This is a genomic window from Bacillus sp. 2B09, assembly GCF_003946835.1.
GTDB lineage: Bacteria > Bacillota > Bacilli > Bacillales > Bacillaceae > Bacillus > Bacillus altitudinis.
In genome coordinates this window covers 343045-365866 of the sequence record NZ_RPSG01000001.1, presented here as the reverse complement: position 1 = coordinate 365866, position 22822 = coordinate 343045, and the positions used below count along the sequence as shown (strand labels likewise).

The 22822-nt window shown below is 43.0% G+C and carries 23 protein-coding genes and 1 other annotated feature; all 23 genes read left to right on the top strand.

Annotation, left to right across the window (positions count from 1 at the left end):
• Nucleotides 1-11: 11 nt before the first annotated feature.
• The 23 genes from srlE (at nt 12) to pyrF (ending at nt 22816) form a co-directional block, all read left to right on the top strand.
• The gene (srlE, locus tag EBQ12_RS01850) at nt 12-1022 is read left to right on the top strand and encodes a PTS glucitol/sorbitol transporter subunit IIB (RefSeq protein WP_024720315.1); all 1011 of its coding nucleotides are present in this window, start codon (nt 12-14) and stop codon (nt 1020-1022) included.
• Nucleotides 1023-1048: 26 nt separating this feature from the next.
• Nucleotides 1049-1405, top strand: a complete 357-nt coding sequence (locus tag EBQ12_RS01845; RefSeq protein ID WP_025207300.1) for a PTS glucitol/sorbitol transporter subunit IIA — start codon at nt 1049-1051, stop codon at nt 1403-1405.
• Between the two features lie 129 nt (nt 1406-1534).
• The gene (locus tag EBQ12_RS01840; RefSeq protein ID WP_019743283.1) at nt 1535-2311 is read left to right on the top strand and encodes an ABC transporter ATP-binding protein; all 777 of its coding nucleotides are present in this window, start codon (nt 1535-1537) and stop codon (nt 2309-2311) included.
• Nucleotides 2312-2390: 79 nt separating this feature from the next.
• On the top strand, nt 2391-2627 hold the full coding sequence (locus tag EBQ12_RS01835) for a YlmC/YmxH family sporulation protein (RefSeq protein WP_008344958.1): 237 nt from the start codon (nt 2391-2393) through the stop codon (nt 2625-2627).
• 212 nt (nt 2628-2839) lie between these two features.
• Entirely contained in the window at nt 2840-3703 is an 864-nt protein-coding gene (gene pgeF / locus EBQ12_RS01830) for a peptidoglycan editing factor PgeF (protein WP_050827240.1), read from the top strand.
• Nucleotides 3704-3709: 6 nt separating this feature from the next.
• Nucleotides 3710-4399 (top strand): YggS family pyridoxal phosphate-dependent enzyme, encoded by a 690-nt coding sequence (locus tag EBQ12_RS01825; RefSeq protein ID WP_241215616.1) that lies wholly within the window; start codon nt 3710-3712, stop codon nt 4397-4399.
• Between the two features lies 1 nt (nt 4400).
• Nucleotides 4401-4859, top strand: coding sequence for a cell division protein SepF (gene sepF / locus EBQ12_RS01820; protein WP_017359354.1), 459 nt, complete (start codon nt 4401-4403; stop codon nt 4857-4859).
• Nucleotides 4860-4865: 6 nt separating this feature from the next.
• Complete coding sequence (locus EBQ12_RS01815) at nt 4866-5147, top strand: YggT family protein (RefSeq protein WP_017367203.1); 282 nt, start codon at nt 4866-4868, stop codon at nt 5145-5147.
• 54 nt (nt 5148-5201) lie between these two features.
• Complete coding sequence (locus tag EBQ12_RS01810) at nt 5202-5978, top strand: YlmH family RNA-binding protein (RefSeq protein WP_017367204.1); 777 nt, start codon at nt 5202-5204, stop codon at nt 5976-5978.
• Nucleotides 5979-6004: 26 nt separating this feature from the next.
• A complete protein-coding gene (locus EBQ12_RS01805) occupies nt 6005-6499 on the top strand; it encodes a DivIVA domain-containing protein (protein WP_008344947.1) in 495 nt (164 codons plus the stop codon).
• Nucleotides 6500-6558: 59 nt separating this feature from the next.
• Nucleotides 6559-6796: a binding site (T-box leader), on the top strand.
• A gap of 59 nt (nt 6797-6855) precedes the next feature.
• Nucleotides 6856-9621, top strand: coding sequence for an isoleucine--tRNA ligase (ileS, locus tag EBQ12_RS01800; protein WP_050827242.1), 2766 nt, complete (start codon nt 6856-6858; stop codon nt 9619-9621).
• 160 nt (nt 9622-9781) lie between these two features.
• Entirely contained in the window at nt 9782-10156 is a 375-nt protein-coding gene (locus tag EBQ12_RS01795) for a TraR/DksA family transcriptional regulator (protein ID WP_007499721.1), read from the top strand.
• A gap of 94 nt (nt 10157-10250) precedes the next feature.
• Nucleotides 10251-10718 carry a signal peptidase II gene (gene lspA / locus EBQ12_RS01790; protein ID WP_008344942.1) on the top strand — a complete coding sequence of 156 codons (468 nt, stop codon included), beginning with the start codon at nt 10251-10253 and terminating at the stop codon, nt 10716-10718.
• Entirely contained in the window at nt 10715-11629 is a 915-nt protein-coding gene (locus tag EBQ12_RS01785; RefSeq protein WP_007499719.1) for an RluA family pseudouridine synthase, read from the top strand. Before lspA ends, EBQ12_RS01785 begins: the two co-directional genes overlap by 4 nt.
• A 170-nt stretch (nt 11630-11799) precedes the next feature.
• Nucleotides 11800-12342 carry a bifunctional pyr operon transcriptional regulator/uracil phosphoribosyltransferase PyrR gene (gene pyrR, locus EBQ12_RS01780; protein WP_007499718.1) on the top strand — a complete coding sequence of 181 codons (543 nt, stop codon included), beginning with the start codon at nt 11800-11802 and terminating at the stop codon, nt 12340-12342.
• Nucleotides 12343-12497: 155 nt separating this feature from the next.
• A complete protein-coding gene (locus tag EBQ12_RS01775; protein ID WP_017367205.1) occupies nt 12498-13826 on the top strand; it encodes a uracil-xanthine permease family protein in 1329 nt (442 codons plus the stop codon).
• 130 nt (nt 13827-13956) lie between these two features.
• The gene (locus EBQ12_RS01770) at nt 13957-14880 is read left to right on the top strand and encodes an aspartate carbamoyltransferase catalytic subunit (RefSeq protein WP_017367206.1); all 924 of its coding nucleotides are present in this window, start codon (nt 13957-13959) and stop codon (nt 14878-14880) included.
• Entirely contained in the window at nt 14864-16150 is a 1287-nt protein-coding gene (locus tag EBQ12_RS01765) for a dihydroorotase (protein WP_125588905.1), read from the top strand. The genes EBQ12_RS01770 and EBQ12_RS01765 overlap by 17 nt, the downstream gene beginning before the upstream one ends.
• Nucleotides 16147-17241, top strand: coding sequence for a carbamoyl phosphate synthase small subunit (locus EBQ12_RS01760; protein ID WP_019743288.1), 1095 nt, complete (start codon nt 16147-16149; stop codon nt 17239-17241). Before EBQ12_RS01765 ends, EBQ12_RS01760 begins: the two co-directional genes overlap by 4 nt.
• The gene (carB, locus tag EBQ12_RS01755; RefSeq protein WP_050827245.1) at nt 17226-20441 is read left to right on the top strand and encodes a carbamoyl-phosphate synthase (glutamine-hydrolyzing) large subunit; all 3216 of its coding nucleotides are present in this window, start codon (nt 17226-17228) and stop codon (nt 20439-20441) included. Before EBQ12_RS01760 ends, carB begins: the two co-directional genes overlap by 16 nt.
• Entirely contained in the window at nt 20438-21214 is a 777-nt protein-coding gene (locus tag EBQ12_RS01750) for a dihydroorotate dehydrogenase electron transfer subunit (RefSeq protein WP_007499709.1), read from the top strand. The genes carB and EBQ12_RS01750 overlap by 4 nt, the downstream gene beginning before the upstream one ends.
• Nucleotides 21208-22140 (top strand): dihydroorotate dehydrogenase, encoded by a 933-nt coding sequence (locus EBQ12_RS01745; RefSeq protein WP_017359348.1) that lies wholly within the window; start codon nt 21208-21210, stop codon nt 22138-22140. Before EBQ12_RS01750 ends, EBQ12_RS01745 begins: the two co-directional genes overlap by 7 nt.
• The gene (gene pyrF, locus EBQ12_RS01740; protein WP_007499705.1) at nt 22112-22816 is read left to right on the top strand and encodes an orotidine-5'-phosphate decarboxylase; all 705 of its coding nucleotides are present in this window, start codon (nt 22112-22114) and stop codon (nt 22814-22816) included. The genes EBQ12_RS01745 and pyrF overlap by 29 nt, the downstream gene beginning before the upstream one ends.
• Nucleotides 22817-22822 lie beyond the last annotated feature (6 nt).

Here is a 22822-nt window from a genome sequence, read left to right as displayed (position 1 = left end):
GAGGGTTAGACATGACAAACCACAAAGTATTTGTTGCAAAAGGTGCTGGCGGATGGGGAAAAGGATTAGAGCTTGAACCAACCGGTAAAAGAAGAAAGGTCGTTTCCATTACAGGAGGAGGCATTCACCCAGTTGCACGTAAAATTGCAGAAATGACAGGGACAGAAGCATGTGATGGCTTTAAAAATTCTATACCAGAAGATGAAATGATGTGTGTTGTCATTGACTGCGGAGGAACAGCGCGAATCGGACTTTATCCAATGAAACGCATTCCAACTGTCGATGTGCTGGCATCCTCTCCTTCTGGACCGCTTGCAAAACACATTACAGAGGATATCTTCGTATCAGGTGTCACAGAAAAAGATATTTCCTTTGCGGAAGCATCTGATAGTGAAGGGAATGTAGAAGGTCAAGAAAGCAGCGGCCCAATTGACAAAGAGAATTTCAAAGAAACCTATTCAAAATTGAAAGAGGAAAATATCGAACGTCAAGAAAAAGGGAATTTCCTCATGAGATTCTCAAGAGGAATCGGAAAAGTAACCGGCACATTCTATCAAGCTGGTCGTGATTCTGTTGATATGCTCCTTAAAAACATTATTCCATTCATGGCCTTTGTCAGTATGTTAATTGGAATTATCAATTATACAAAAATCGGTGATCTGATTGCCCATTTCCTTTCACCTTTGGCAGGATCTTTATGGGGGCTCTTACTGCTCGTTGTTGTCTGTACTTTACCGTTCCTATCGCCTGTCTTAGGACCTGGGGCAGTCATTGCACAAGTCATCGGTGTACTGATTGGTAGTCAAATTGCACTAGGAAATATTCCGCCTCAATTTGCTCTTCCAGCACTGTTTGCGATCAACGGTCAAGTAGGGTGTGACTTTATCCCGGTGGGGCTATCACTTGGTGAAGCGAAGCCGGAAACGGTACAATATGGGGTACCAGCTGTTTTGTATAGCCGTCTCATTACAGGCGTTCTATCTGTTGTGATCGCATACGTTGCCAGCTTCGGTATGTATTAAACGTATTAAAGGAGGAATCGAGATACATGGTAACACAATCTGTCGTAAAAGAAATTGGGATCTTAGTCCCGCAGTTTAAAGAAGATAAGCTGGTTGTTTTATTTGGACCAGCAGCGCCGCAGGAATTAAGAGATATGTCTGTCATTCATGAGTTTGAACACTTAGAAGAAGAGCCGCTGAAATTAGGCGGAACGATTCAAGTGGGCGACCAAACGTATACCATTACTGCTTTAGGCAATAAAGCAAATGACAACTTTAAGGAACTCGGCCATATTTCGATCTACTTCCAAGAGCCGTTTGATGATGTATTACCGGGAGCTGTCTTTGCATCCCCGCATACGTTTCCTGACATTAAAGAGGGCGTACGAATTGAAATTTCGTAACCATGCAAAAAAGCTGTTCCTTAATAGGGAGCAGCTTTTTTGCGTTAGGTTTACTGATTGAAACATTTGCGATATGCTGTAGACGTTATTATTTGTATATTCAGAATTTTTATTCAGGGGGAAAAGATCGTGTCGCTTGACTTGAAGGATGTTTCTTTAAAACGAAATGGAAAATGGCTGCTTCGTTCTATTGACTGGCAGGTGAAAAACCAGGAACACTGGGTGCTTTATGGTTTAAATGGTGCTGGGAAAACGGCTTTATTAAATATGCTTTGCTCATATTATTTTCCAACGTCAGGTGAGATGACGGTGTTAGGCCATGTGTTTGGCAAGGAAGCGCTTGGTGAAAAACTAAGGAAGAAAATTGGTCTCATCTCTGCTGGTCTTGAAAAGAAGCTGCACAGAGATGACAATGCATTTGAAATTGTTTTGAGCGGGGCATTTGCTTCGATCGGACTTTATGAAACGCCGACAGATGAGATAAGAGAGAAGGCGATTGATTTATTAAAAACATTTGGCTCGTTTCAATATGCCAATCGCACGTATGAAACCCTCTCGCAAGGAGAGAAACAAAAAGTGCTGATCGCAAGAGCTTTAATGAATGATCCGAAGCTTCTAATATTAGATGAACCTGTGACGGGTCTTGATTTTTTAGCAAGAGAACAAGTGCTGGAGACGATCTCATTGATTGCATCAAAACCAGATGCGCCCACATTGCTCTATACGACCCACCATGCAGAAGAGATTCTCCCGATTTTTCAGCACACCTTATTATTAAAAGAAGGTACTGTTTTTCATAAAGGGGAGACAAAGCAGATGATGACAAGTGACTTGCTTTCTTCCTTCTTTGAATGTCCAGTCGAAGTCATGTGGCAAAACGGCCGTCCTCACTTAAGTAAATTGTAGATAAGAGAAACTATTGGTCTGCTTCCCTGCTTTTCCATCATACATATTATAGTAGAAAACGAAAGGCGGGGAAGGACAGATGATCAGTATTTCTGAATTCCAAATCAAAGATGTTGTCGATGTGTCCAGCGGAAAAAAATTAGGTACTATTGGAGACATCGATATCAATGTCACGAGCGGTAAAATACAAGCGATTATCATAGGCGGTACAGGTAAAATGATGGGATTTTTCGGAAAAGAAGAGGAAATGATTGTCCCGTGGCGAAATATAGTAAAAATTGGAGAAGATGTGATACTTGTCCGTTTGTCTTCTTAAAATTCGTATAACTCCTCAATGAATCATTCAATGATCCTTAACATAAGCTCTCCATTCTCAGCAATCAATGTCTTTTTCGGGTAAAAAGATTACGTTTTCATATCAATTTGAAAAAAAACCTGTAGAAAGGGCACATTTGAGTGTAATATTTAATGAATCCCACTAACTGTCTTAGCAGGTCTTGTGGTAAAATAGGAGCGATATAAAGAGAGATGAATGAAAGGTGGGAGGCAGCTTTGATAGACAAATATGACCCCTTTCAGCAGAAATCACCTTATGCAATGCTGATTCATGATTGGACGAACATGACATGTTCTGGAAAAGAGATATTGGCCGGTTTTACGACAAAAAATGGCGGCTTTAGCCTTTCTCCATATCAATCAATGAACACTGGACTCCATGTAGGAGATGATGCTTCTAGTGTCCAAATGAATCGTCAAGTCATTGCAGATGCTACTGCTGTGCCGCTCTCTAATTGGGTGTTTGCTGACCAAACACACGAGGATCGCATCATGAAAGTCACAAAGGAACAAAAGGGAAGAGGAAGTCTTCAGTATGATGAAGCACTCTCTAGAACAGATGGTTTATACACCTCTGAACCAAACATCATGCTCGCTCTTTGTTTCGCTGACTGTGTTCCGCTTTATTTTCTAGCGCCGCAATCTGGGCTGATTGGAACGGCTCATGCCGGCTGGAAAGGAACCGTCAAACAAATTGGCGCCAACATGGTTGATGCATGGGTTCGCCAAGAAGGCGCTGATGCCGATCATATACAAGTCGTCATTGGACCATCCATTGGCAGCTGCTGCTACATAGTAGATGATGTTGTCATAGATCAAGTGAAACAGCTTCCTTTTACAACAGAGGATGTGTATTCCGAGATGTCACAAGGACAATACAAAATTGACTTAAAAACACTAAACAAAAACGTATTACTTCATGCAGGATTAAAAGAAGAAAACATACATGTCAGTTCGATGTGCACAAGTTGCAATGAGCAGCATTTCTTCTCACACCGGCGTGATCAAGGGAAAACAGGACGTATGATGTCTTTTGTCGGGTTTAAGGAGGCATAAGTGCAATTGAATGTACGAGAGAATCTCAGACAAATAAATGAACAAATCAACGAAGCATGTAAAAGAGCAGGTAGACATCCAGACGATGTATCGGTTGTCGCTGTCACAAAATATGTCTCGATTGAACGAGCATTAGAAGCAAAGGATGCCGGCATTTTGCACTTTGGTGAAAATCGTGACCAAGGGTTACTTGAAAAACAGGCAGCCATAACCGATGAAAACATTAGCTGGCACTTCATCGGCAGTTTACAGACGCGAAAAGTGAAATCTGTCATTCAGACCATTGACTACTTACATTCGCTCGACAGAATGTCCCTTGCGAATGAAATTGAAAAAAGAGCGGATCACACGGTTCGCTGTTTTGTACAGGTGAACACATCACTTGAGGAGTCAAAACACGGCTTACAAAGCGAAGACGTGATTCCATTTGTCAAACAGCTCGCTGATTTCAAACATATTGAAATTGCTGGACTCATGACGATGGCTCCATTTACAGATGATCATACTGTGATACGAAACTGTTTTAAAACATTAAAAAACCTTCAACAAGAGGTAAAACAACTGAACCAAGTAAATGCACCTTGTCAGCATTTATCGATGGGCATGTCAAACGATTTTGAAATCGCAATTGAAGAAGGTGCGACATTTGTTCGGATTGGCTCTTCACTTGTTGGAAATGAAACAGGAGGTGCGTGACATGAGCATAAAAAATAAGTTTAAAAGCTTCTTCACACTCGATGATGAAGAGTATGAGTACGAATATATTGATGAAGAAAGAGAACCAGCACAAGAAGAAAAAAACACAAAAGATAAAGCGGCATTTCAAGAGCGTCCTCAGGCAGGAAAACAAAATGTCGTCAGCTTGCAAAGCGTGCAAAAATCCTCTAAAGTGGTGTTAAGTGAGCCGCGTGTTTATGCAGAGGCTCAAGAGATTGCAGATCATATTAAAAATCGGCGTGCAGTCGTCGTCAATTTGCAGCGCATTCAGCACGATCAAGCAAAGCGAATCATCGATTTCTTAAGCGGAACGGTTTATGCAATCGGTGGAGACATTCAGCGTATTGGCTCGAATATATTCCTCTGCACTCCTGATAATGTGGATGTATCTGGCACAATATCAGAGCTATTGACAGAGGAAGAACCTCAGAGGTGGTAAACCAAAGTGATTCTATATTACATTTTTCAGTTTCTACAGACTGTATTAACGATTTACTCATTCGCGATCATTATTTACATCTTTATGTCATGGGTACCATCTGCAAGAGAAACAGCGATTGGCCGCTTCTTGACAAACATTTGCGAACCGTATTTAGAACCATTCCGTAAAATTATTCCGCCAATTGGCATGATTGACATCTCGCCAATTGTGGCATTGCTTGTGATTCGTTTCGCATCATTGTATGGACTAACTGGTCTTTATAATATGATTGTACGATTCATGTAAACAGGCTGCCGGGCTTGGCATCTGCCAGGCTCTTTTACATAAAAGGGGAACAAAATGAGCGATATTTATCAACATTTTAGAAAAGACGAACAGCCATTTGTCGACCAAGTATTAGGCTGGAAAAACATCGCACTCGATCAATATCGAATGAAATTAACAGACTTTCTTGATCCGCGTGAGCAGTTCATTACCCAGTCCGTGATTCAGCATTCTGATGAACTGGGTCTCATGTTTTTTGGCGGGTATGAGGAAGCAGAGCGGAAAAGGGCTTTGATCTATCCTGACTATTTAGCACCGACCATACAGGATTTTGAACTGACTTATTTTCAGGTGAACTATGCGAAAAAGTTTATTTCGATAGAACACCCCAACCTTCTCGGTTCGCTCATTGGGACAGGCCTGAAGCGTCAAAAATTCGGTGATTTGTTGTTTTCAGAGGACAACGTGCAATTTATTTGTACAAGCGATGTTGCCGATTTTGTTCGGGCTCAGCTGACGCATGTCGGCAGAGCATCTGTTTCATTAGAGGAAATTAGCAAGGCAGATCTTCAGCCAGTCATCAGCAAAACCGATATCAAAGAAGATACGATTTCTTCACTGCGGCTTGACGCTGTATGTGCTGCTGTCAGCCGTCAGTCTCGGCAAAAAGCACAGCTTTTGGTCAAAAATGGTCTTGTCAAAGTCAACTGGAAAGTCACTGAAGACCCTTCCTTTACAATTGGTGAAGGTGATCAGCTCTCTGTCAGGGGATTTGGCCGCTTTAGCTTAAAAACAATTGATGGGAAGACAAAAAAAGATAAATTCAAAGTAACATTTGAGCTTCTGACATAACGAATTTGAATCTGGAGGTGGCAAGATTGCCATTAACACCTAATGATATTCATAATAAAACATTCACAAAAAGTTTTCGCGGCTATGACGAAGATGAAGTAAATGAGTTTTTAAGCCAAGTACGTAAAGATTACGAGATCGTACTTCGCAAAAAGAACGAGCTTGAAGACAAAGTCAACGAGCTTGATGAAAGACTAGGCCATTTTGCAACAATTGAAGAAACATTAAACAAATCCATTCTTGTGGCGCAAGAAGCAGCAGAAGACGTGAAGCGTCATTCTGATAAAGAAGCGAAATTGATCATTCGTGAAGCTGAGAAAAATGCAGACCGTATTATCAACGAAGCGTTATCAAAATCAAGAAAGATTGCTATGGAAATCGAAGAGCTCAAGAAACAGTCGAAAGTCTTTAGAACTCGTTTCCAAATGCTCATCGAAGCTCAGCTTGATCTTCTGAAAAATGATGATTGGGATCATTTGCTGGAATATGAAGTTGACGCTGTCTTTGACGAAAAAGAATAAGCGCATCATCTTGACATGACGTGCTCATGTTGCATATAATACCATCATAAATTAACAAGAGATAAACGTTTGAAAGGGACACTCGCAGCGGTTACATGCGTAATAAAGCGAATCAGGGATGGTGGAAGCCTGACATTACGAAACGCTGCAATGAGATCACCCCTTTAGTTCCTTTTCTGAAATGAATGAGTAAGAAAAGGCGTCAGATCACGTTACGATTTTAGAGTGGATAAGCGGCAATTTCAAAGCGCTTGTCTAAAAGGGTGGTACCGCGAGACAAGCCTTCTCGTCCCTTATGGGATGAGAGGGCTTTTTTTATTGTTTTTTAATACGAATTTGCATGTGGAGGAATAGGTATGAACTACAAAGACACCTTATTAATGCCAAAAACAGAATTCCCGATGAGAGGGAACTTGCCGAACAAAGAGCCTGAAATCCAAGAGGAGTGGGCAGAAAAAGACATCTATCAAATGGTTTTAGAGCGGACAAAAGGACGCCCGACCTTTATTTTGCATGATGGACCTCCATATGCGAATGGTGACATTCATATGGGGCACGCACTCAATAAAATCCTCAAAGATTTTATTGTCCGTTTTAAATCAATGAATGGATTCCATGCACCGTACGTACCGGGCTGGGATACACATGGCTTACCGATTGAAACAGCCCTTACGAAAAATAAAAAAGTCAAACGCAAAGAAATGTCGACAGCAGAATTCCGTAAACTATGTGAGGAGTATGCTTGGAAACAAATCGAAGGTCAGCGCAATCAGTTTAAACGTTTGGGCGTAAGAGCAGACTGGGACAATCCATATGTGACATTGAAGCCTGAATACGAAGCGCAGCAAATTCTTGTCTTTGGTGAAATGGCGAAAAGAGGCTATATTTACAAAGGTCTTAAGCCTGTTAACTGGTCTCCATCAAGTGAATCAGCACTTGCTGAAGCAGAAATTGAATACAAGGACAAACGTTCACCATCGATTTACGTATCATTTAAAGTGAAAGATGGCAAAGGCGTACTTGAAAACGGCGAGCAGTTCATCATCTGGACAACAACACCTTGGACACTTCCTGCAAACCTTGGCATTTGTGTACATCCAAACCTAGAGTACAGCGTGCTTCAAGTGGGTGCTGAGCGATATGTCATCGCATCTGAGCTAGTTGAACAAGTGGCAAAAACACTTGGCTTTGAAGAGTACGAAGTTGTGAAAACGTTAAAAGGTAAAGAATTAGATAAGATCGTTGCAGCACATCCAATTTACGATAGAGATTCTCTTGTGATGCTTGGCGATCACGTCACAACAGATGCAGGAACAGGCTGTGTTCACACAGCGCCAGGTCACGGGGAAGATGACTTTATCGTAAGTATGAAGTACGGTCTTGATGTGTTATGTCCAGTAGATGAAAAAGGTGTGATGACAGAAGAAGCACCTGGTTTTGAAGGACTATTCTACGAGGATGCCAATAAAGCCATCACAGAACAGCTTGAAGCAAAAGGCGCATTGAAAAAGCTCGACTTTATCACGCACTCCTATCCGCATGACTGGAGAACGAAAAAACCAACAATTTATCGTGCAACTGCTCAGTGGTTTGCTTCCATTAAAGATTTCAGAGAAGCACTATTAGATAATATTAAAGAAACGAAATGGGTTCCAGCTTGGGGCGAAACGCGCCTGTTCAATATGGTGCGTGACAGAGGTGACTGGTGCATTTCAAGACAGCGTGTATGGGGCGTTCCAATCCCAGTCTTCTATGCTGAAAATGGTGAGCCAATCATCACAGATGAAACGATTCAGCACGTTTCTCAATTATTTAGAGAACATGGCTCGAATATTTGGTTTGAAAAAGAAGCAAAAGAATTATTGCCTGAAGGCTTTACACATCCAGGCAGCCCGAACGGTGAATTTACAAAAGAGCAAGATATCATGGATGTATGGTTTGATTCTGGTTCTTCTCACCAAGCGGTATTAGAAGAACGAGATGACCTGGTTCGTCCAGCAGACCTTTACCTTGAAGGTTCTGATCAATATCGCGGCTGGTTTAACTCATCTTTATCTACAGCAGTTGCTGTCACAGGAAAAGCGCCATATAAAGGTGTTCTCAGCCATGGCTTTACGCTTGATAAAGAAGGACGCAAGATGAGTAAATCATTAGGCAATACGATCGATCCGACGAAAGTGGCGAAGCAGCTTGGTGCGGAGATTCTTAGACTTTGGGTATCTTCTGTCAACTATCAAGCCGATCATCCAGTGTCTGATGACATTTTAAAACAAGTCGCAGAAGTTTATCGTAAAATCCGTAACACGTTCCGCTTCTTGCATGGTAACCTGTTTGACTTTGATCCAGCAGTCAATGCAGTACCGGTCGAAGAGCTTCGCGAAGTGGATCAATATATCTTAATCAAATTAAACAAATTGATTGATAAAGTGAAAAAAGCTTATGATGATTACGAATTTGCGGTTGTCTATCATGCCATCCACAACTTCTGTACGATTGAGCTTAGCTCTTTCTATCTCGATTTTGCAAAAGATGTGGTATACATTGAGCATGCGGATCATCCAGACCGCCGCAGCATGCAAACGGTCTTCTATGAAACATTAATGGCGTTAGTGAAGCTGACAGCACCAATTCTTCCGCATACAGCAGATGAACTATGGAGCCACTTAAGCTTTGTTGAAGAGCCAAGTGTTCAGTTAACAGATATGCCAGAAGGTGTGGCTGTTCCTCAAGCAGAAGCGACAGAAGTGAAGTTTGACCGCTTTATGGAAGTACGTGACGATGTGCTAAAAGCGCTGGAAATTGCGCGTAATGAGAAAGTCATCGGACGTTCACTTGAAGCAAGTGTGACCCTTTATGCAACAGAGGAAGTGAAAAACCTTCTTGCATCCATTAAAGAAGATGTGAAACAGCTCTTTATCATTTCTGAATTAACAGTAGAAGATGAGAAGCATGCAGACGCATCAGCGCCTGAATACACATCAGGACGAATTGTCGTTCAAAAAGCAGAAGGAGAACTGTGCGAACGTTCCCGCATTATTTCAAAAGATGTTGGCGCAAATCCAAAATACCCAACATTGTCGCTTAAAAATGCTGAAATCGTGGAGAAATATTACCAGAATTAACAGCGAGATATCACCAACTAGCGCCCCGCATAAAGCGGGGCGTTTTTGATATAGAGAAAATGACAGCGTTTAGAACGAAAGGAAAAATCTTATGGCTTTAAAGTGAACAGGCGGGGCAACAATATGATTATCACGACAGGGCAGGAGTTGAAACAGCGACATGAATGGCGATCTAGAGACGATTTACATGGAACTCCTTCAAATGAGAGAAGAACTGCAATCGAAACTGTTTGAATATGCATCATTGCGTTCACCCGCTGAACATGTCACTTTCGATCAAGCAAAAACGACCACGCTTCTTTATCACATCAAAGAAGAACTGCAAGATGTTTCGCTCGCGATTGCAAAAATTGAACAAGGAACTTATGGCATATGTGAGGCGACAGGGCTTACAATGCCCATTGAACAAATGAGTATTCTTCCGACAGCTCGTACGACTGACGACTTTTTATATCATAAGCAATACGAGAAAAAAGCATTCACCCCTTATCCTCACGAATCAAACGATTCTCATTTTGAAGCCTTCCACATGTAGGGAGGTTTTTGTCTGTCAACTAAAGTTTCTTTACTCCATCCTGTTTTCTTGATAAAATGCTTAAAGACCAAAGTATGAAGATGGAGGAACGTGTGTGTTCTATTACATAATCGCATTCGTGATAATTTGTTTAGATCAATTAACAAAATGGCTCATTGTCAAACATATGATGCTCGGTGATTCTATTCCTGTGATTGATGGCTTCTTTTACATCACATCCCACCGAAATTCAGGAGCCGCATGGGGGATTCTCCAAGGACAAATGTGGTTTTTCTATGTGATCACACTCGTTGTTATTGCAGGAATTGTTTATTATTTGCAAAAACATGGACAAAAGGACAAGCTACTTGGCGTAGCACTTGCCTTAATGCTTGGCGGAGCGATTGGGAACTTTATTGACCGTATTTTCCGTCAAGAAGTGGTTGATTTTGCTCATTTCGTATTTGGGGATTATCATTATCCAATCTTTAATATCGCAGATTCCTCTCTATGTGTGGGGGTCATTCTGCTCTTTATTCAAATGCTGTTAGATGGAAAGAAAAATAAGGAGTCAACTACATGAATCAAGTAAACATTGCCGTTTCAGAAGAACAAACGAGTGAACGGCTTGATAAATTTTTAAGCACAACTGAACCAGAATGGTCAAGAACCCAAGTCCAGCAGTGGGTGAAAGATGGGCTCATCGAAGTAAATGGAAAACAAGTGAAGGCCAATTATAAAGTACAAGCTGGAGATCAAATCAAAGTAGAGATTCCAGATCCAGAAGCACTAGATGTAGAAGCGGAATCAATGGATCTTGATATTTATTATGAGGATGAAGATGTACTAGTGGTCAATAAACCAAGAGGAATGGTCGTTCATCCAGCACCAGGACATGTGACAGGTACTCTTGTCAATGGCCTCATGGCTCATTGCAATGATTTGTCAGGCATTAATGGTGTGATGAGACCAGGAATTGTCCACCGGATTGATAAAGATACGTCAGGACTTTTAATGGTCGCAAAAAATGATATGGCGCATGAATCACTCGTCAATCAGTTAGTGGCGAAAACGGTCACTAGAAAATATACAGCGGTTGTTCATGGTATCATTCAGCATGATACTGGAACGATTGATGCACCAATTGGTCGAGACAAAAAAGATCGCCAAAGCATGACGGTCACAAAAGAAAATGCAAAGCAGGCAGTCACTCATTTTGATGTGATGGAGCGCTTTAAAGACTTTACCGTTGTAGAATGCCGCCTTGAAACGGGAAGAACCCACCAAATTCGTGTTCATATGAAATACATTGGCTATCCGCTTGCAGGAGATCCAAAATATGGCCCGAGAAAAACCGTTGATTTCAATGGACAACTGCTGCATGCAGGCGTGTTAGGATTTGATCACCCTAGAACAGGAGAATATATGGAGTTTACAGCTCCAATTCCAGCTGATATGCGGGGCTTTATAGATTCATTAAGAAATAACGATTGACAGGCCGTTCTTTTTTTGAAATAATAAACGAAGAAATTGAGATTCTTTAAAACAGTCCAGAGAGGCTGAGAAGGATAACGGATCAATTTGTGCACGAGTATGCACAAATGAGCGCCCCTCTCTGCCCTTTGCAGAAGGGGCTTTTTATTTGTCAAAAAGAGGTGTAAAAGATGGAACAAAAAGCAGTCATTCTTGATGAACAAGCGATAAGACGAGCGCTTACCCGTATTGCACATGAAATGATTGAGCGCAACAAAGGGATGAAGGATGTCATCCTAGCCGGGATCAAGACAAGAGGCATTCATCTTGCAAAGCGCCTTGCAGAGCGCATCGAGCAAATTGAAGGAAACCCAGTGACTGTGGGTGAACTTGATATTACGCTATACCGTGATGACCTGACAAAAAAGACAGAGAACCAAGACCCGCTTGTCAAGGGTGCAGACATCCCAGCTGACATTAATGACAAAACACTGATTGTCGTAGATGATGTTTTGTTCACAGGTAGAACCGTCAGAGCGGCTATGGATGCGCTTGTGGATGTAGGAAGACCATCTTCCATTCAGCTAGCTGTTCTAGTCGACCGGGGACACCGGGAGCTGCCGATTCGAGCGGATTATATCGGGAAAAACATCCCGACATCAAAAGCAGAGACAGTCATGGTTCAGCTCAATGAAGTAGATCAAAACGACCTTGTCGCTATATATGAAAAATAACCTTTTTAAATGCATTCCAGAGAGTTTGCAAAGAGGGCATTAACAAGAGACACCGAGCACACGGCTAAAGTGACGTGTACGGTTTTTCTAGGCCTCTTTGCGCATACTCGCAAAGAGGCTTTTTAATGAAAAAGGACACATCTAGGAGGAAAATCATGAGTCAGCAAAAAGCCAATTTAGGCATTCGAGATATCCCAAAACCGTTCACATGGCTGTCACTCAGCCTGCAGCACTTGTTTGCGATGTTTGGTGCAACCATTCTTGTACCAAAGATCATTGATATGAGCCCAGCCGTCGCGCTCATATCAAGCGGGGTTGGAACCATTGTGTATTTAATCATCACAAGAGGGCAGATTCCGGCGTATCTTGGATCGTCCTTTGCTTTTATCGCCCCCATAGTGAATGTAAAAGCCACTGGCGGCCCTGGAGCTGCAATGGTAGGTGCCTTTATGGCGGGTGTGGCTTATGCACTCATCGCATTATTTATCAAATGGCTCGGCACAGGCTGGCTAATGAAGCTTCTGCCTCCTGTCGTTGTAGGACCCGTCATTATGGTTATCGGACTCGGACTCGCTGGAACAGCTGTTAACATGGCGATGTACGTCGATCCAAATGCAAAGGAGCTTGTTTACAGCCTGAAGCATTTAATGGTTGCAGGCTTCACGCTCGCTGTCACCATTATTAGTATGATCTTCCTAAGAGGATTCCTTAGCTTGATTCCAGTCTTAATCGGCATTATTAGCGGCTACCTCTTTGCCTTAACACAAGGCATTGTGAACTTCCAGCCGGTCATTGCTGCAAAATGGTTTGCTGTTCCAGACTTTGTTGTACCATTTGTCGACTATACACCCGCTGTGACCTTAAGCATTCTCACAGTGATGGTGCCGGTTGCCTTTGTGACCATGTCTGAGCACATCGGCCATCAAGTCGTGTTAAGCAAGGTGGTCGGGCAGGATTTTATTAAAAAACCAGGTCTTCACCGCTCCATTTTAGGAGACAGTGCAGCGACGATCTTTGCATCACTCATTGGCGGACCTCCAACAACGACTTATGGAGAAAACATTGGCGTCCTTGCCATCACAAGAGTGTTCAGTATCTTCGTCATCGGCGGAGCAGCGGTGTTTGCGATCTGCTTCGGCTTTGTTGGGAAAATTTCAGCATTAATCAGTACAGTACCGTCCGCGGTTATGGGAGGCGTTTCGTTCCTGCTCTTTGGAATCATAGCTTCAAGCGGACTGCGAATCCTGATTGATCATAAAGTGAATTTTGAAGAAAAGCGCAATCTCATTATCGCATCAGTCATCTTAGTCATTGGTATTGGCGGGGCATTCATTGAGGTGAAACAAATCAATCTGACGCTGTCAGGAATGGCACTCGCTGCTATTACTGGCGTCCTGCTAAACCTGATTCTGCCGCATCAAAAGGCAGAAGATGATGAGTCAAATGAATCGAATACCGAAAACCTTTTAAAAGAAGTCCAGTGAGGCTGACAAGGGTTCTAAACGGAGCAGAACGTGCGAAAGCACCCCTGCTTCTTTTGGAGAACCCTAAGCTGCCGAGGCTTAGGGTTTTTTTGAACCTGAAAGTGATGAAAAACTAGAGGGGGCAGAAAAAATGAATGATTTATCGACAATGAGCAGCTTGTCAAAGGAAGAAATTTTACAGCTGATTGAAGAAGCATGTGCATTGAAAAAAGGGAAACAGGAACATGGTTTAGCAGGTGAATTTGTAGCGAACCTCTTCTTTGAACCAAGTACAAGAACGCGTTTTAGCTTTGAGGTGGCAGAGAAAAAACTTGGAATGAATGTGCTGAACCTAGACGCAGCAAGTACCTCTGTTCAAAAGGGAGAGACCCTTTACGATACAGTGAAAACACTTGAATCCATCGGAGTGAAGGCATGTGTCATCAGAGACAGTACAGACGAATATTACAAAGAGCTGATTGGGAAGGTCGGGATTCCAATCATTAATGCGGGAGATGGCTGCGGTCAGCACCCTACCCAATCATTGCTGGATTTGATGACGATCTTCGAAGAGTTTGGCGGTTTTGAAGGCTTAACCATCTCGATTCATGGTGATATCAAACATAGCAGGGTGGCAAGGTCCAATGCTGAAGTCCTCGCAAGACTAGGAGCGACAGTGCTCTTTTCAGGACCAGCTTCCTTCCAAGATGAACAAAATCCTCATGGAACGTATGTCGAGGTGGACGAAGCCATGAAGCGGTCTGACGTGGTGATGCTGCTGAGAATTCAGCATGAAAGACACTCAGAAAAGATGGGCAACGAGGGTTACTTATCGACTTATGGATTAACAGTAGACAGGGCAAGCAAAATGAAAGAAAGAGCGATTATTATGCATCCAGCACCAGTAAATAGAGGTGTTGAAATAGATGATTCATTAGTAGAGTCAAAACAGTCAAGGATTTTCAAACAAATGGAAAATGGTGTGTATATCCGAATGGCTGTGTTAAAAAGGGCTTTTCAAAATAGCAGACTACATCAAAAAGGGAGAGATTCTGTCTATGTCATATCTCATTAAAAACGGTTTTATCTTAACAAGCACAGGGGAAAGAGTGCAGCAGGATATTAGGGTAGAAGGAAAAGTGATTCAAGCAATGGGTCATTTAGAAAGAGAAGACGGAGAAGAAGTCATTGATGCAGCAGGGCTATTTGTATCACCAGGTTTGATTGATCTGCATGTGCATTTAAGAGAGCCAGGCGGCGAGAAAAAAGAAACCATTGAAACAGGTTCTAAGGCAGCAGCAAGAGGCGGGTATACGACCATTGCAGCGATGCCAAATACACGGCCAGTTCCAGATACAAAAGAACAAATGGAATGGCTGATGAATCGAATCAACGAGACCTCCTCTGTAAGAGTACTGCCATACGCTTCCATCACGACGAGACAAATTGGCGAAGAGATGACAGACTTTGCAGCGTTAAAAGAAGCGGGCGCATTTGCCTTTACGGATGACGGTGTTGGTATTCAAACCGCAGGCATGATGTACGAAGCAATGAAAAAGGCAGCAAGCCTTGATCAAGCCATAGTGGCGCACTGTGAAGATAACTCACTCATTTATGGAGGATGCGTTCATGAAGGAGACTTTTCAAAAGCAAATGGGTTAAACGGGATACCGTCAATTTGTGAATCGGTGCATATTGCAAGAGATGTCCTCTTAGCAGAAGCAGCGAATTGTCATTATCATGTATGCCATATCAGCACAAAGGAATCCGTCCGAGTGGTACGCGATGCAAAAAAAGCAGGCATTCGTGTGACAGCTGAGGTCTCGCCACATCACCTGCTCTTATGTGATGCAGACATTCCAGGTCTTGACACAAACTATAAAATGAATCCGCCGCTCAGAGGAGCAGAAGATCGCGAGGCACTGATCGAGGGGCTTTTAGATGGCACGATTGATTTTATCGCCACAGACCATGCACCGCATACAGAAGAAGAAAAGAACGAAACGATGCAGAGGGCACCTTTTGGGATTGTCGGACTTGAAACAGCGTTCCCGCTTCTGTACACACGTTTTGTGAAAACAGGGGAATGGACATTAAAAGAACTTGTTGATTATATGACCATCAAACCAGCAGAAGCCTTTGCTCTTCCATACGGAAAGCTGGAAGAAGGTCAAATCGCTGATATCACACTGATTGATTTAAACAAAGAAATGGCAATTGACAAAAAAAGCTTCTTATCTAAAGGACAAAATACACCGTTTGACAAATTGACTGTATCAGGATGGCCGGTCATGACACTTGCATCTGGGAAAGTCGTTTATGAAGAGGGGAGACTAGTAAAATGAAGAGACGCTTAGTGCTAGAAAACGGAACAGTATTCGAAGGAACAGGCTTTGGCAGCTTAGAACCGTCAGTCGGAGAAGTCGTCTTTAACACAGGGATGACAGGCTATCAAGAGATTTTGTCTGACCCGTCGTACTGCGGACAAATTGTCACACTCACTTACCCGCTGATCGGCAACTACGGCATTAACCGTGATGATTTTGAATCGATCACACCGTTTGTGAAAGGGCTGATCGTGAAAGAGCTTTGTGAAAAGCCTTCAAACTGGCGCTCTTCATACTCACTTGATGAGTATTTAAAAATGAAAAATATCCCGGGTCTTAGCGGCATTGATACACGCAAGCTCACGCGCATGATCCGAAGTGCAGGTACATTAAGAGGAGCTTTTGCAGGACCGGATGAACAAGTAGAAGACGTTGTAAGCCGCCTTCAAACGATGCAGCTACCAACAGATCAAGTAAGCCAAGTATCTGTGAAAAATGCGTATCCAAGCCCAGGAAGAGGCAAAAGAATTGTGCTTGTCGATTTCGGCATGAAGCACGGCATTTTGCGCGAGCTCAATAAGCGAGATTGTGATGTCATTGTGGTGCCATACAATATCACGGCAGATGAAGTATTACAGTTAAAACCAGATGGCATCATGCTTTCAAACGGACCTGGGGATCCAGTCGATGTGCCAGAAGCAGTTGAAATGATTCAGCAGCTGATTGGAAAGGTACCACTCTTTGGTATCTGCCTGGGACACCAGTTATTCGCGCTTGCGTGCGGCGCAAGTACAGAAAAAATGAAATTTGGGCATAGAGGATCCAATCATCCAGTCAAAGAACTAGCAACTGGCAAGGTAACCTTGACGTCTCAAAACCACGGTTACACGGTTAGCGCCATTAATGAAGACGTGCTTGAAGTCACACATATTGCGCTAAATGACAATACCATTGAAGGATTAAAACATAAAGAAGCACCAGCATTCACTGTCCAGTATCACCCAGAAGCATCACCGGGTCCAGAAGATGCGAACTACTTATTCGACGAGTTCATGGACATGATTCATACAACTGAGAAAGAAGGGGAAGAAGTATGCCAAAACGCGTAGATATCAAAAAGATTTTAGTGATCGGTTCAGGTCCAATCATCATCGGTCAGGCAGCGGAGTTTGACTATGCAGGCACACAGGCTTGCTTAGCGCTAAAAGAAGAGGGCTATGAAGTCGTTCTTGTGAACTCTAACCCGGCGACGATCATGACAGATACAGAAATGGCCGATAAGGTATACATCGAACCACTGACACCAGAATTTTTAACACGAATCATTCGAAAAGAACGTCCTGATGCGATTCTGCCGACACTTGGCGGACAAACTGGATTGAACCTTGCTGTTGAGTTATCAGATCTTGGTGTACTCGCTGAATGCGGTGTTGAAGTACTAGGCACCAAGCTGTCAGCTATTCAAAAAGCAGAGGACAGAGATTTATTCCGTAATCTAATGAATGAATTAAATGAACCTGTACCAGAAAGTGAAATCATCCATAACCTTGAAGAAGCGATGGCATTCACAGATCAAATCGGTTTCCCGGTCATTGTTAGACCAGCCTATACACTAGGCGGAACAGGCGGCGGAATTTGTACAAATGAGCAAGAATTAAAAGAAATCGTCGAGAATGGACTGAAGTTAAGTCCGGTGACACAATGCTTGCTTGAAAAAAGTATCGCAGGCTTTAAAGAAATTGAATATGAGGTCATGCGTGACAGCGGAGATCATGCCATTGTGGTTTGTAACATGGAAAACTTTGATCCTGTCGGCATCCACACAGGTGACAGTATCGTTGTGGCACCAAGTCAAACGCTAAGTGATCGTGAATATCAGCTGCTTCGTAATGTGTCACTCAAGCTGATTCGTGCACTTGGCATTGAAGGCGGATGTAACGTACAGCTGGCGATTGATCCAGACAGCTTCCAATACTATATTATCGAAGTAAACCCGCGCGTGAGTCGTTCTTCTGCTCTTGCGTCTAAAGCAACTGGATATCCAATTGCAAAACTTGCAGCGAAAATCGCAGTTGGCCTAACACTTGATGAAATGATGAACCCAGTCACAGGTAAAACATATGCAGCGTTCGAACCAGCACTCGACTATATCGTTTCAAAAATCCCGCGCTGGCCGTTCGATAAATTTGAATCTGCCAACAGACGACTTGGAACACAAATGAAAGCAACGGGTGAGGTCATGGCGATCGGCCGTACATTAGAAGAGTCTCTTTTAAAGGCTGTTCGTTCACTTGAAGCGGATGTGCATCACATTGAATTAAAAGACGAAGCGGACATTACGAACGAAGTGCTCGAAAAGCGGATTATCAAAGCAGGAGATGAGCGTCTGTTTTATATCGCTGAGGCGCTAAGAAGAGGCTATACCGTCGAACAGATTCATGAATTCTCGAAAATTGATTATTTCTTCCTTCATAAGCTGGAAGGCATCATCGCATTTGAAAAGACACTAAAAGAAAACAAAGGCAATGTAGACGTTTTAAAAGAAGCGAAAGAAAAAGGTTTCTCAGATATTTATATTAGCCGCGAATGGAATATGAATGAGGCAGATGTCTATAACCTAAGAACAGAAGCAGGCATCGTTCCTGTGTATAAGATGGTGGACACATGTGCGGCAGAATTTGAATCAGAAACACCGTATTTCTACAGCACATATGAAGATGAAAATGAATCCGAACGAACAGATAAGAAAAGTGTCATCGTGCTAGGCTCAGGTCCAATCAGAATCGGACAAGGGGTTGAATTTGATTATGCGACCGTTCATTCAGTGTGGGCAATCAAACAAGCAGGCTATGAAGCCATTATTATTAACAACAACCCTGAAACCGTCTCAACAGACTTTAGTATTTCAGATAAGCTCTACTTTGAACCACTCACTGTAGAAGATGTGATGCACATCATCGACCTTGAACAACCAGAAGGTGTCGTTGTTCAGTTTGGCGGACAAACAGCGATTAACTTAGCAGATGAATTATCAAATAGAGGGGTTAAGATACTTGGAACATCGCTTGAAGACCTTGACCGCGCGGAAAACCGTGACAAGTTTGAACAAACATTAGAAACTCTCGGCGTGCCGCAGCCAAAAGGTAAGACAGCAACGTCTGTGCAAGAGGCAGTAGCGATTGCGAATCAAATCGGTTACCCCGTGCTTGTCCGTCCTTCCTATGTATTAGGCGGCCGTGCAATGGAAATTGTGTATCAAGAAGCTGAGCTCCTTCACTACATGGAGAATGCGGTGAAAGTCAATCCGCAGCACCCAGTGCTCATTGACAAGTATTTGACAGGAAAAGAAATTGAAGTAGATGCTGTGTCTGACGGAGAAACGGTTGTCATACCGGGCATTATGGAACACATTGAAAGAGCCGGCGTTCACTCTGGAGACTCCATTGCGGTCTACCCGCCGCAAACTTTGTCAGAGGACATCAAAGCGAAGATCGCAGAATACACGATTAAACTCGCAAAAGGCCTTAACATCATTGGGCTTTTGAACATTCAATTTGTTCTATCAAAAGGAGAAGTGTACGTACTTGAAGTGAATCCGCGCTCAAGCCGGACTGTCCCATTCTTAAGTAAAATTACAGGCATTCCAATGGCGAACTTAGCTACAAAGGTTATTTTAGGAGAAAAACTGAAAAACTATGGCTACCAAGAAGGGCTTCATGTTGAGCAAGAAGGCGTATATGTTAAAGTTCCAGTCTTCTCTTTTGCAAAACTAAGAAGAGTAGATATTACACTAGGGCCTGAAATGAAATCAACAGGTGAAGTCATGGGGAAAGATGTCACAATCGAAAAAGCCCTCTACAAAGGATTGATTGCATCAGGCATTCAAATTCCAAAAGACGGAACGGTTCTCCTGACAGTGGCTGATAAAGATAAAGAAGAAGGACTTGAGATTGCAAGAAGATTCCATTCCATCGGCTATCATATTTTAGCAACAGAAGGAACAGCGAATTACTTAAAACAAGCTTCCATTCCATCAAGTGTTGTCGGCAAAATAGGAGAAGAAGGAAAGAATCTGCTGGATGTCATTCGAAATGGTGAAGCCCAATTTGTCATCAACACCTTAACAAAAGGAAAACAGCCGGCAAGAGACGGCTTTAGAATTAGACGTGAATCTGTTGAAAATGGTGTCGCTTGCTTAACGTCACTAGATACAGCAGAAGCGATTTTAAGAGTGCTAGAGAGCATGACATTTAGAGCAGATGAAATGCCAGAAGTGAAAACGAATGCTGAGGTGACAGTAACGATATGAAAAAAGCATACTTGACGGTCGTCTCAAACCGAGAGATCGCTGATCATATTTACGAAATGACATTAAAGGGTGATCTTGTTGAATCCTTTCAAACAGCTGGACAGTTTCTTCATATAAAGGTCAGTGAATCCATGACACCGCTGCTGAGAAGACCGATCAGTATTGCCAACATTCATGCCGAAAAGCAAGAAGCAACCATCATTTACCGCGCAGAGGGAGAGGGCACAAAGCTCCTTTCCCAAAAGCGGGCGGGAGAGTCAGTCGATGTGTTAGGACCGCTTGGAAACGGCTATGACCCTTCAGTCGTTCAGGCCGGACAGACTGCATTATTAGTCGGTGGAGGAATCGGTGTGCCTCCGTTATATGAACTGTCTAAGCGGTTAACGAAAAAAGGCGTCATCGTAAAACATGTTCTCGGTTTTCAATCGAAAAAGGATGTATTTTATGAGGAGAAGTTTCAAGCACTCGGAGATACGTTTATCGCAACCGTTGATGGGACATATGGTTCGAAAGGTTTCGTGACAAATGTCATTGAAGAGAATGAGCTGGACTTTGATGTCTTGCTTTCCTGTGGACCGACACCTATGTTAAAAGCACTAAAAGACTCTTATCCCGATAAGCCTGTCTATATTTCAATGGAAGAACGAATGGGCTGCGGAATCGGTGCATGCTTTGCTTGTGTCTGTCATACCGATCAGCACGAGAAACCGTACGTTAAAGTTTGTCTGGATGGACCTGTTTTTAAAGCGGAGGAGGTGGCGCTATCATGCTAAACATCGAATTACCCGGCTTATCTTTAAAAAATCCAATCATTCCTGCATCAGGCTGTTTTGGATTTGGAAAAGAATTCGCATCATTATATGACCTTTCCTTGCTGGGCGGCATCATGATTAAAGCCACGACCCTTGAACCGAGATTTGGCAACCCGACACCTAGGGTAGCTGAGACAGGAGCCGGTATGCTGAATGCGATTGGTCTCCAAAATCCAGGTCTAAAAGGCGTGCTTGAACATGAATTACCTTGGCTTGAGCAGTTCGATACCCCTATTATTGCCAATGTTGCTGGATCACAAGTTGATGATTATGTTGAAGTAGCAAAGCAAATTAGTCAAGCAAGCAATGTTCATGCCCTTGAACTGAATATCTCGTGTCCGAATGTGAAAACAGGCGGAATTGCCTTTGGGACCGATCCAGAAATGGCGGCTACATTGACAAAAGCCGTTAAGGAAGTTTCCTCCGTTCCTGTTTATGTGAAACTGTCACCTAATGTAGCCAATATCGTTGAGATTGCTAAAGCGATTGAATCGGCTGGAGCGGATGGACTCACCATGATCAATACCTTGATTGGGATGCGTTTAGATTTAAAAACAGGCAAACCCATTCTTGCCAATAAAACAGGTGGATTATCAGGTCCTGCTGTAAAACCTGTTGCCATCCGAATGGTGCATGAGGTCAGTCAGGCCGTTTCTATTCCGATTATTGGGATGGGCGGCGTGCAAAGCGCTGAAGATGTACTTGAATTTTTACTAGCTGGCGCAAGTGCGGTAGCTGTTGGGACAGCCAATTTTGTGAACCCATTTATTTGCCCGGAAATCATTGATGAACTGCCGAATGTGTTAGCGGCTTATGGGTATTCATCTGTAGAGGAATGCATCGGAAGGAGCTGGAAACATGAAGCACTTGCCCATCATCGCGCTTGATTTTCCATCAGGACAGGAGGCGCACGCCTTTATAGATCGTTTTGAAGGCACTCCATTATTCGTAAAGGTCGGCATGGAGCTGTTTTACCAAGAAGGTCCTGCCATTATTGACGCACTGAAAGAAAAAAATTGCCGTATTTTCCTTGATCTGAAGCTTCATGACATTCCAACAACTGTGCAAAAAGCGATGAACAGGCTTGCTGCACTTGGTGTTGATTTGGTGAATGTGCATGCAGCCGGCGGGAAAAGGATGATGCAGGCGGCTTTAGAGGGGCTTGAAAGCGGAACCCCTGCCGGCCAAAATCGCCCGGGTATTATTGCAGTGACCCAGCTGACAAGCACGTCAGAAGATATGATGAAAAAAGAATTACTAATTAACCGCCCGTTGCAAGAGGCTGTGCTTCATTATGGACAATTGGCATATGAAAGTGGACTTGATGGTGTGGTGTGCTCTGTTCATGAATCAAAACAGCTTCATGAACAAATCTCTCCTTCCTTTCTCACTGTGACGCCAGGAATTCGCTTACCAAATGATCAAACGGATGACCAAAAGCGTGTGGCGACACCTGCCTTTGCCAAAGAGCAGGGTGTTTCACAGATTGTTGTGGGAAGATCGATCACAAAAGCCACAAACCCAGTGGAAGCTTATCAACAAATTTTGAAAGAGTGGGAGTGACTGCCG

Excerpts from the sequence above, each read along its gene's own strand:
- srlE (WP_024720315.1), top strand. The coding sequence starts at position 12 with ATGACAAACCACAAAGTATTTGTTGCAAAAGGTGCTGGCGGATGGGGA.
- EBQ12_RS01845 (WP_025207300.1), top strand. The coding sequence starts at position 1,049 with ATGGTAACACAATCTGTCGTAAAAGAAATTGGGATCTTAGTCCCGCAG.
- EBQ12_RS01835 (WP_008344958.1), top strand. The coding sequence starts at position 2,391 with ATGATCAGTATTTCTGAATTCCAAATCAAAGATGTTGTCGATGTGTCC.
- pgeF (WP_050827240.1), top strand. The coding sequence starts at position 2,840 with ATGAATGAAAGGTGGGAGGCAGCTTTGATAGACAAATATGACCCCTTT.
- sepF (WP_017359354.1), top strand. The coding sequence starts at position 4,401 with ATGAGCATAAAAAATAAGTTTAAAAGCTTCTTCACACTCGATGATGAA.
- EBQ12_RS01810 (WP_017367204.1), top strand. The coding sequence starts at position 5,202 with ATGAGCGATATTTATCAACATTTTAGAAAAGACGAACAGCCATTTGTC.
- ileS (WP_050827242.1), top strand. The coding sequence starts at position 6,856 with ATGAACTACAAAGACACCTTATTAATGCCAAAAACAGAATTCCCGATG.
- EBQ12_RS01795 (WP_007499721.1), top strand. The coding sequence starts at position 9,782 with ATGAATGGCGATCTAGAGACGATTTACATGGAACTCCTTCAAATGAGA.
- EBQ12_RS01785 (WP_007499719.1), top strand. The coding sequence starts at position 10,715 with ATGAATCAAGTAAACATTGCCGTTTCAGAAGAACAAACGAGTGAACGG.
- pyrR (WP_007499718.1), top strand. The coding sequence starts at position 11,800 with ATGGAACAAAAAGCAGTCATTCTTGATGAACAAGCGATAAGACGAGCG.
- EBQ12_RS01775 (WP_017367205.1), top strand. The coding sequence starts at position 12,498 with ATGAGTCAGCAAAAAGCCAATTTAGGCATTCGAGATATCCCAAAACCG.
- EBQ12_RS01770 (WP_017367206.1), top strand. The coding sequence starts at position 13,957 with ATGAATGATTTATCGACAATGAGCAGCTTGTCAAAGGAAGAAATTTTA.
- EBQ12_RS01765 (WP_125588905.1), top strand. The coding sequence starts at position 14,864 with ATGTCATATCTCATTAAAAACGGTTTTATCTTAACAAGCACAGGGGAA.
- EBQ12_RS01760 (WP_019743288.1), top strand. The coding sequence starts at position 16,147 with ATGAAGAGACGCTTAGTGCTAGAAAACGGAACAGTATTCGAAGGAACA.
- carB (WP_050827245.1), top strand. The coding sequence starts at position 17,226 with ATGCCAAAACGCGTAGATATCAAAAAGATTTTAGTGATCGGTTCAGGT.
- EBQ12_RS01750 (WP_007499709.1), top strand. The coding sequence starts at position 20,438 with ATGAAAAAAGCATACTTGACGGTCGTCTCAAACCGAGAGATCGCTGAT.
- EBQ12_RS01745 (WP_017359348.1), top strand. The coding sequence starts at position 21,208 with ATGCTAAACATCGAATTACCCGGCTTATCTTTAAAAAATCCAATCATT.
- pyrF (WP_007499705.1), top strand. The coding sequence starts at position 22,112 with ATGAAGCACTTGCCCATCATCGCGCTTGATTTTCCATCAGGACAGGAG.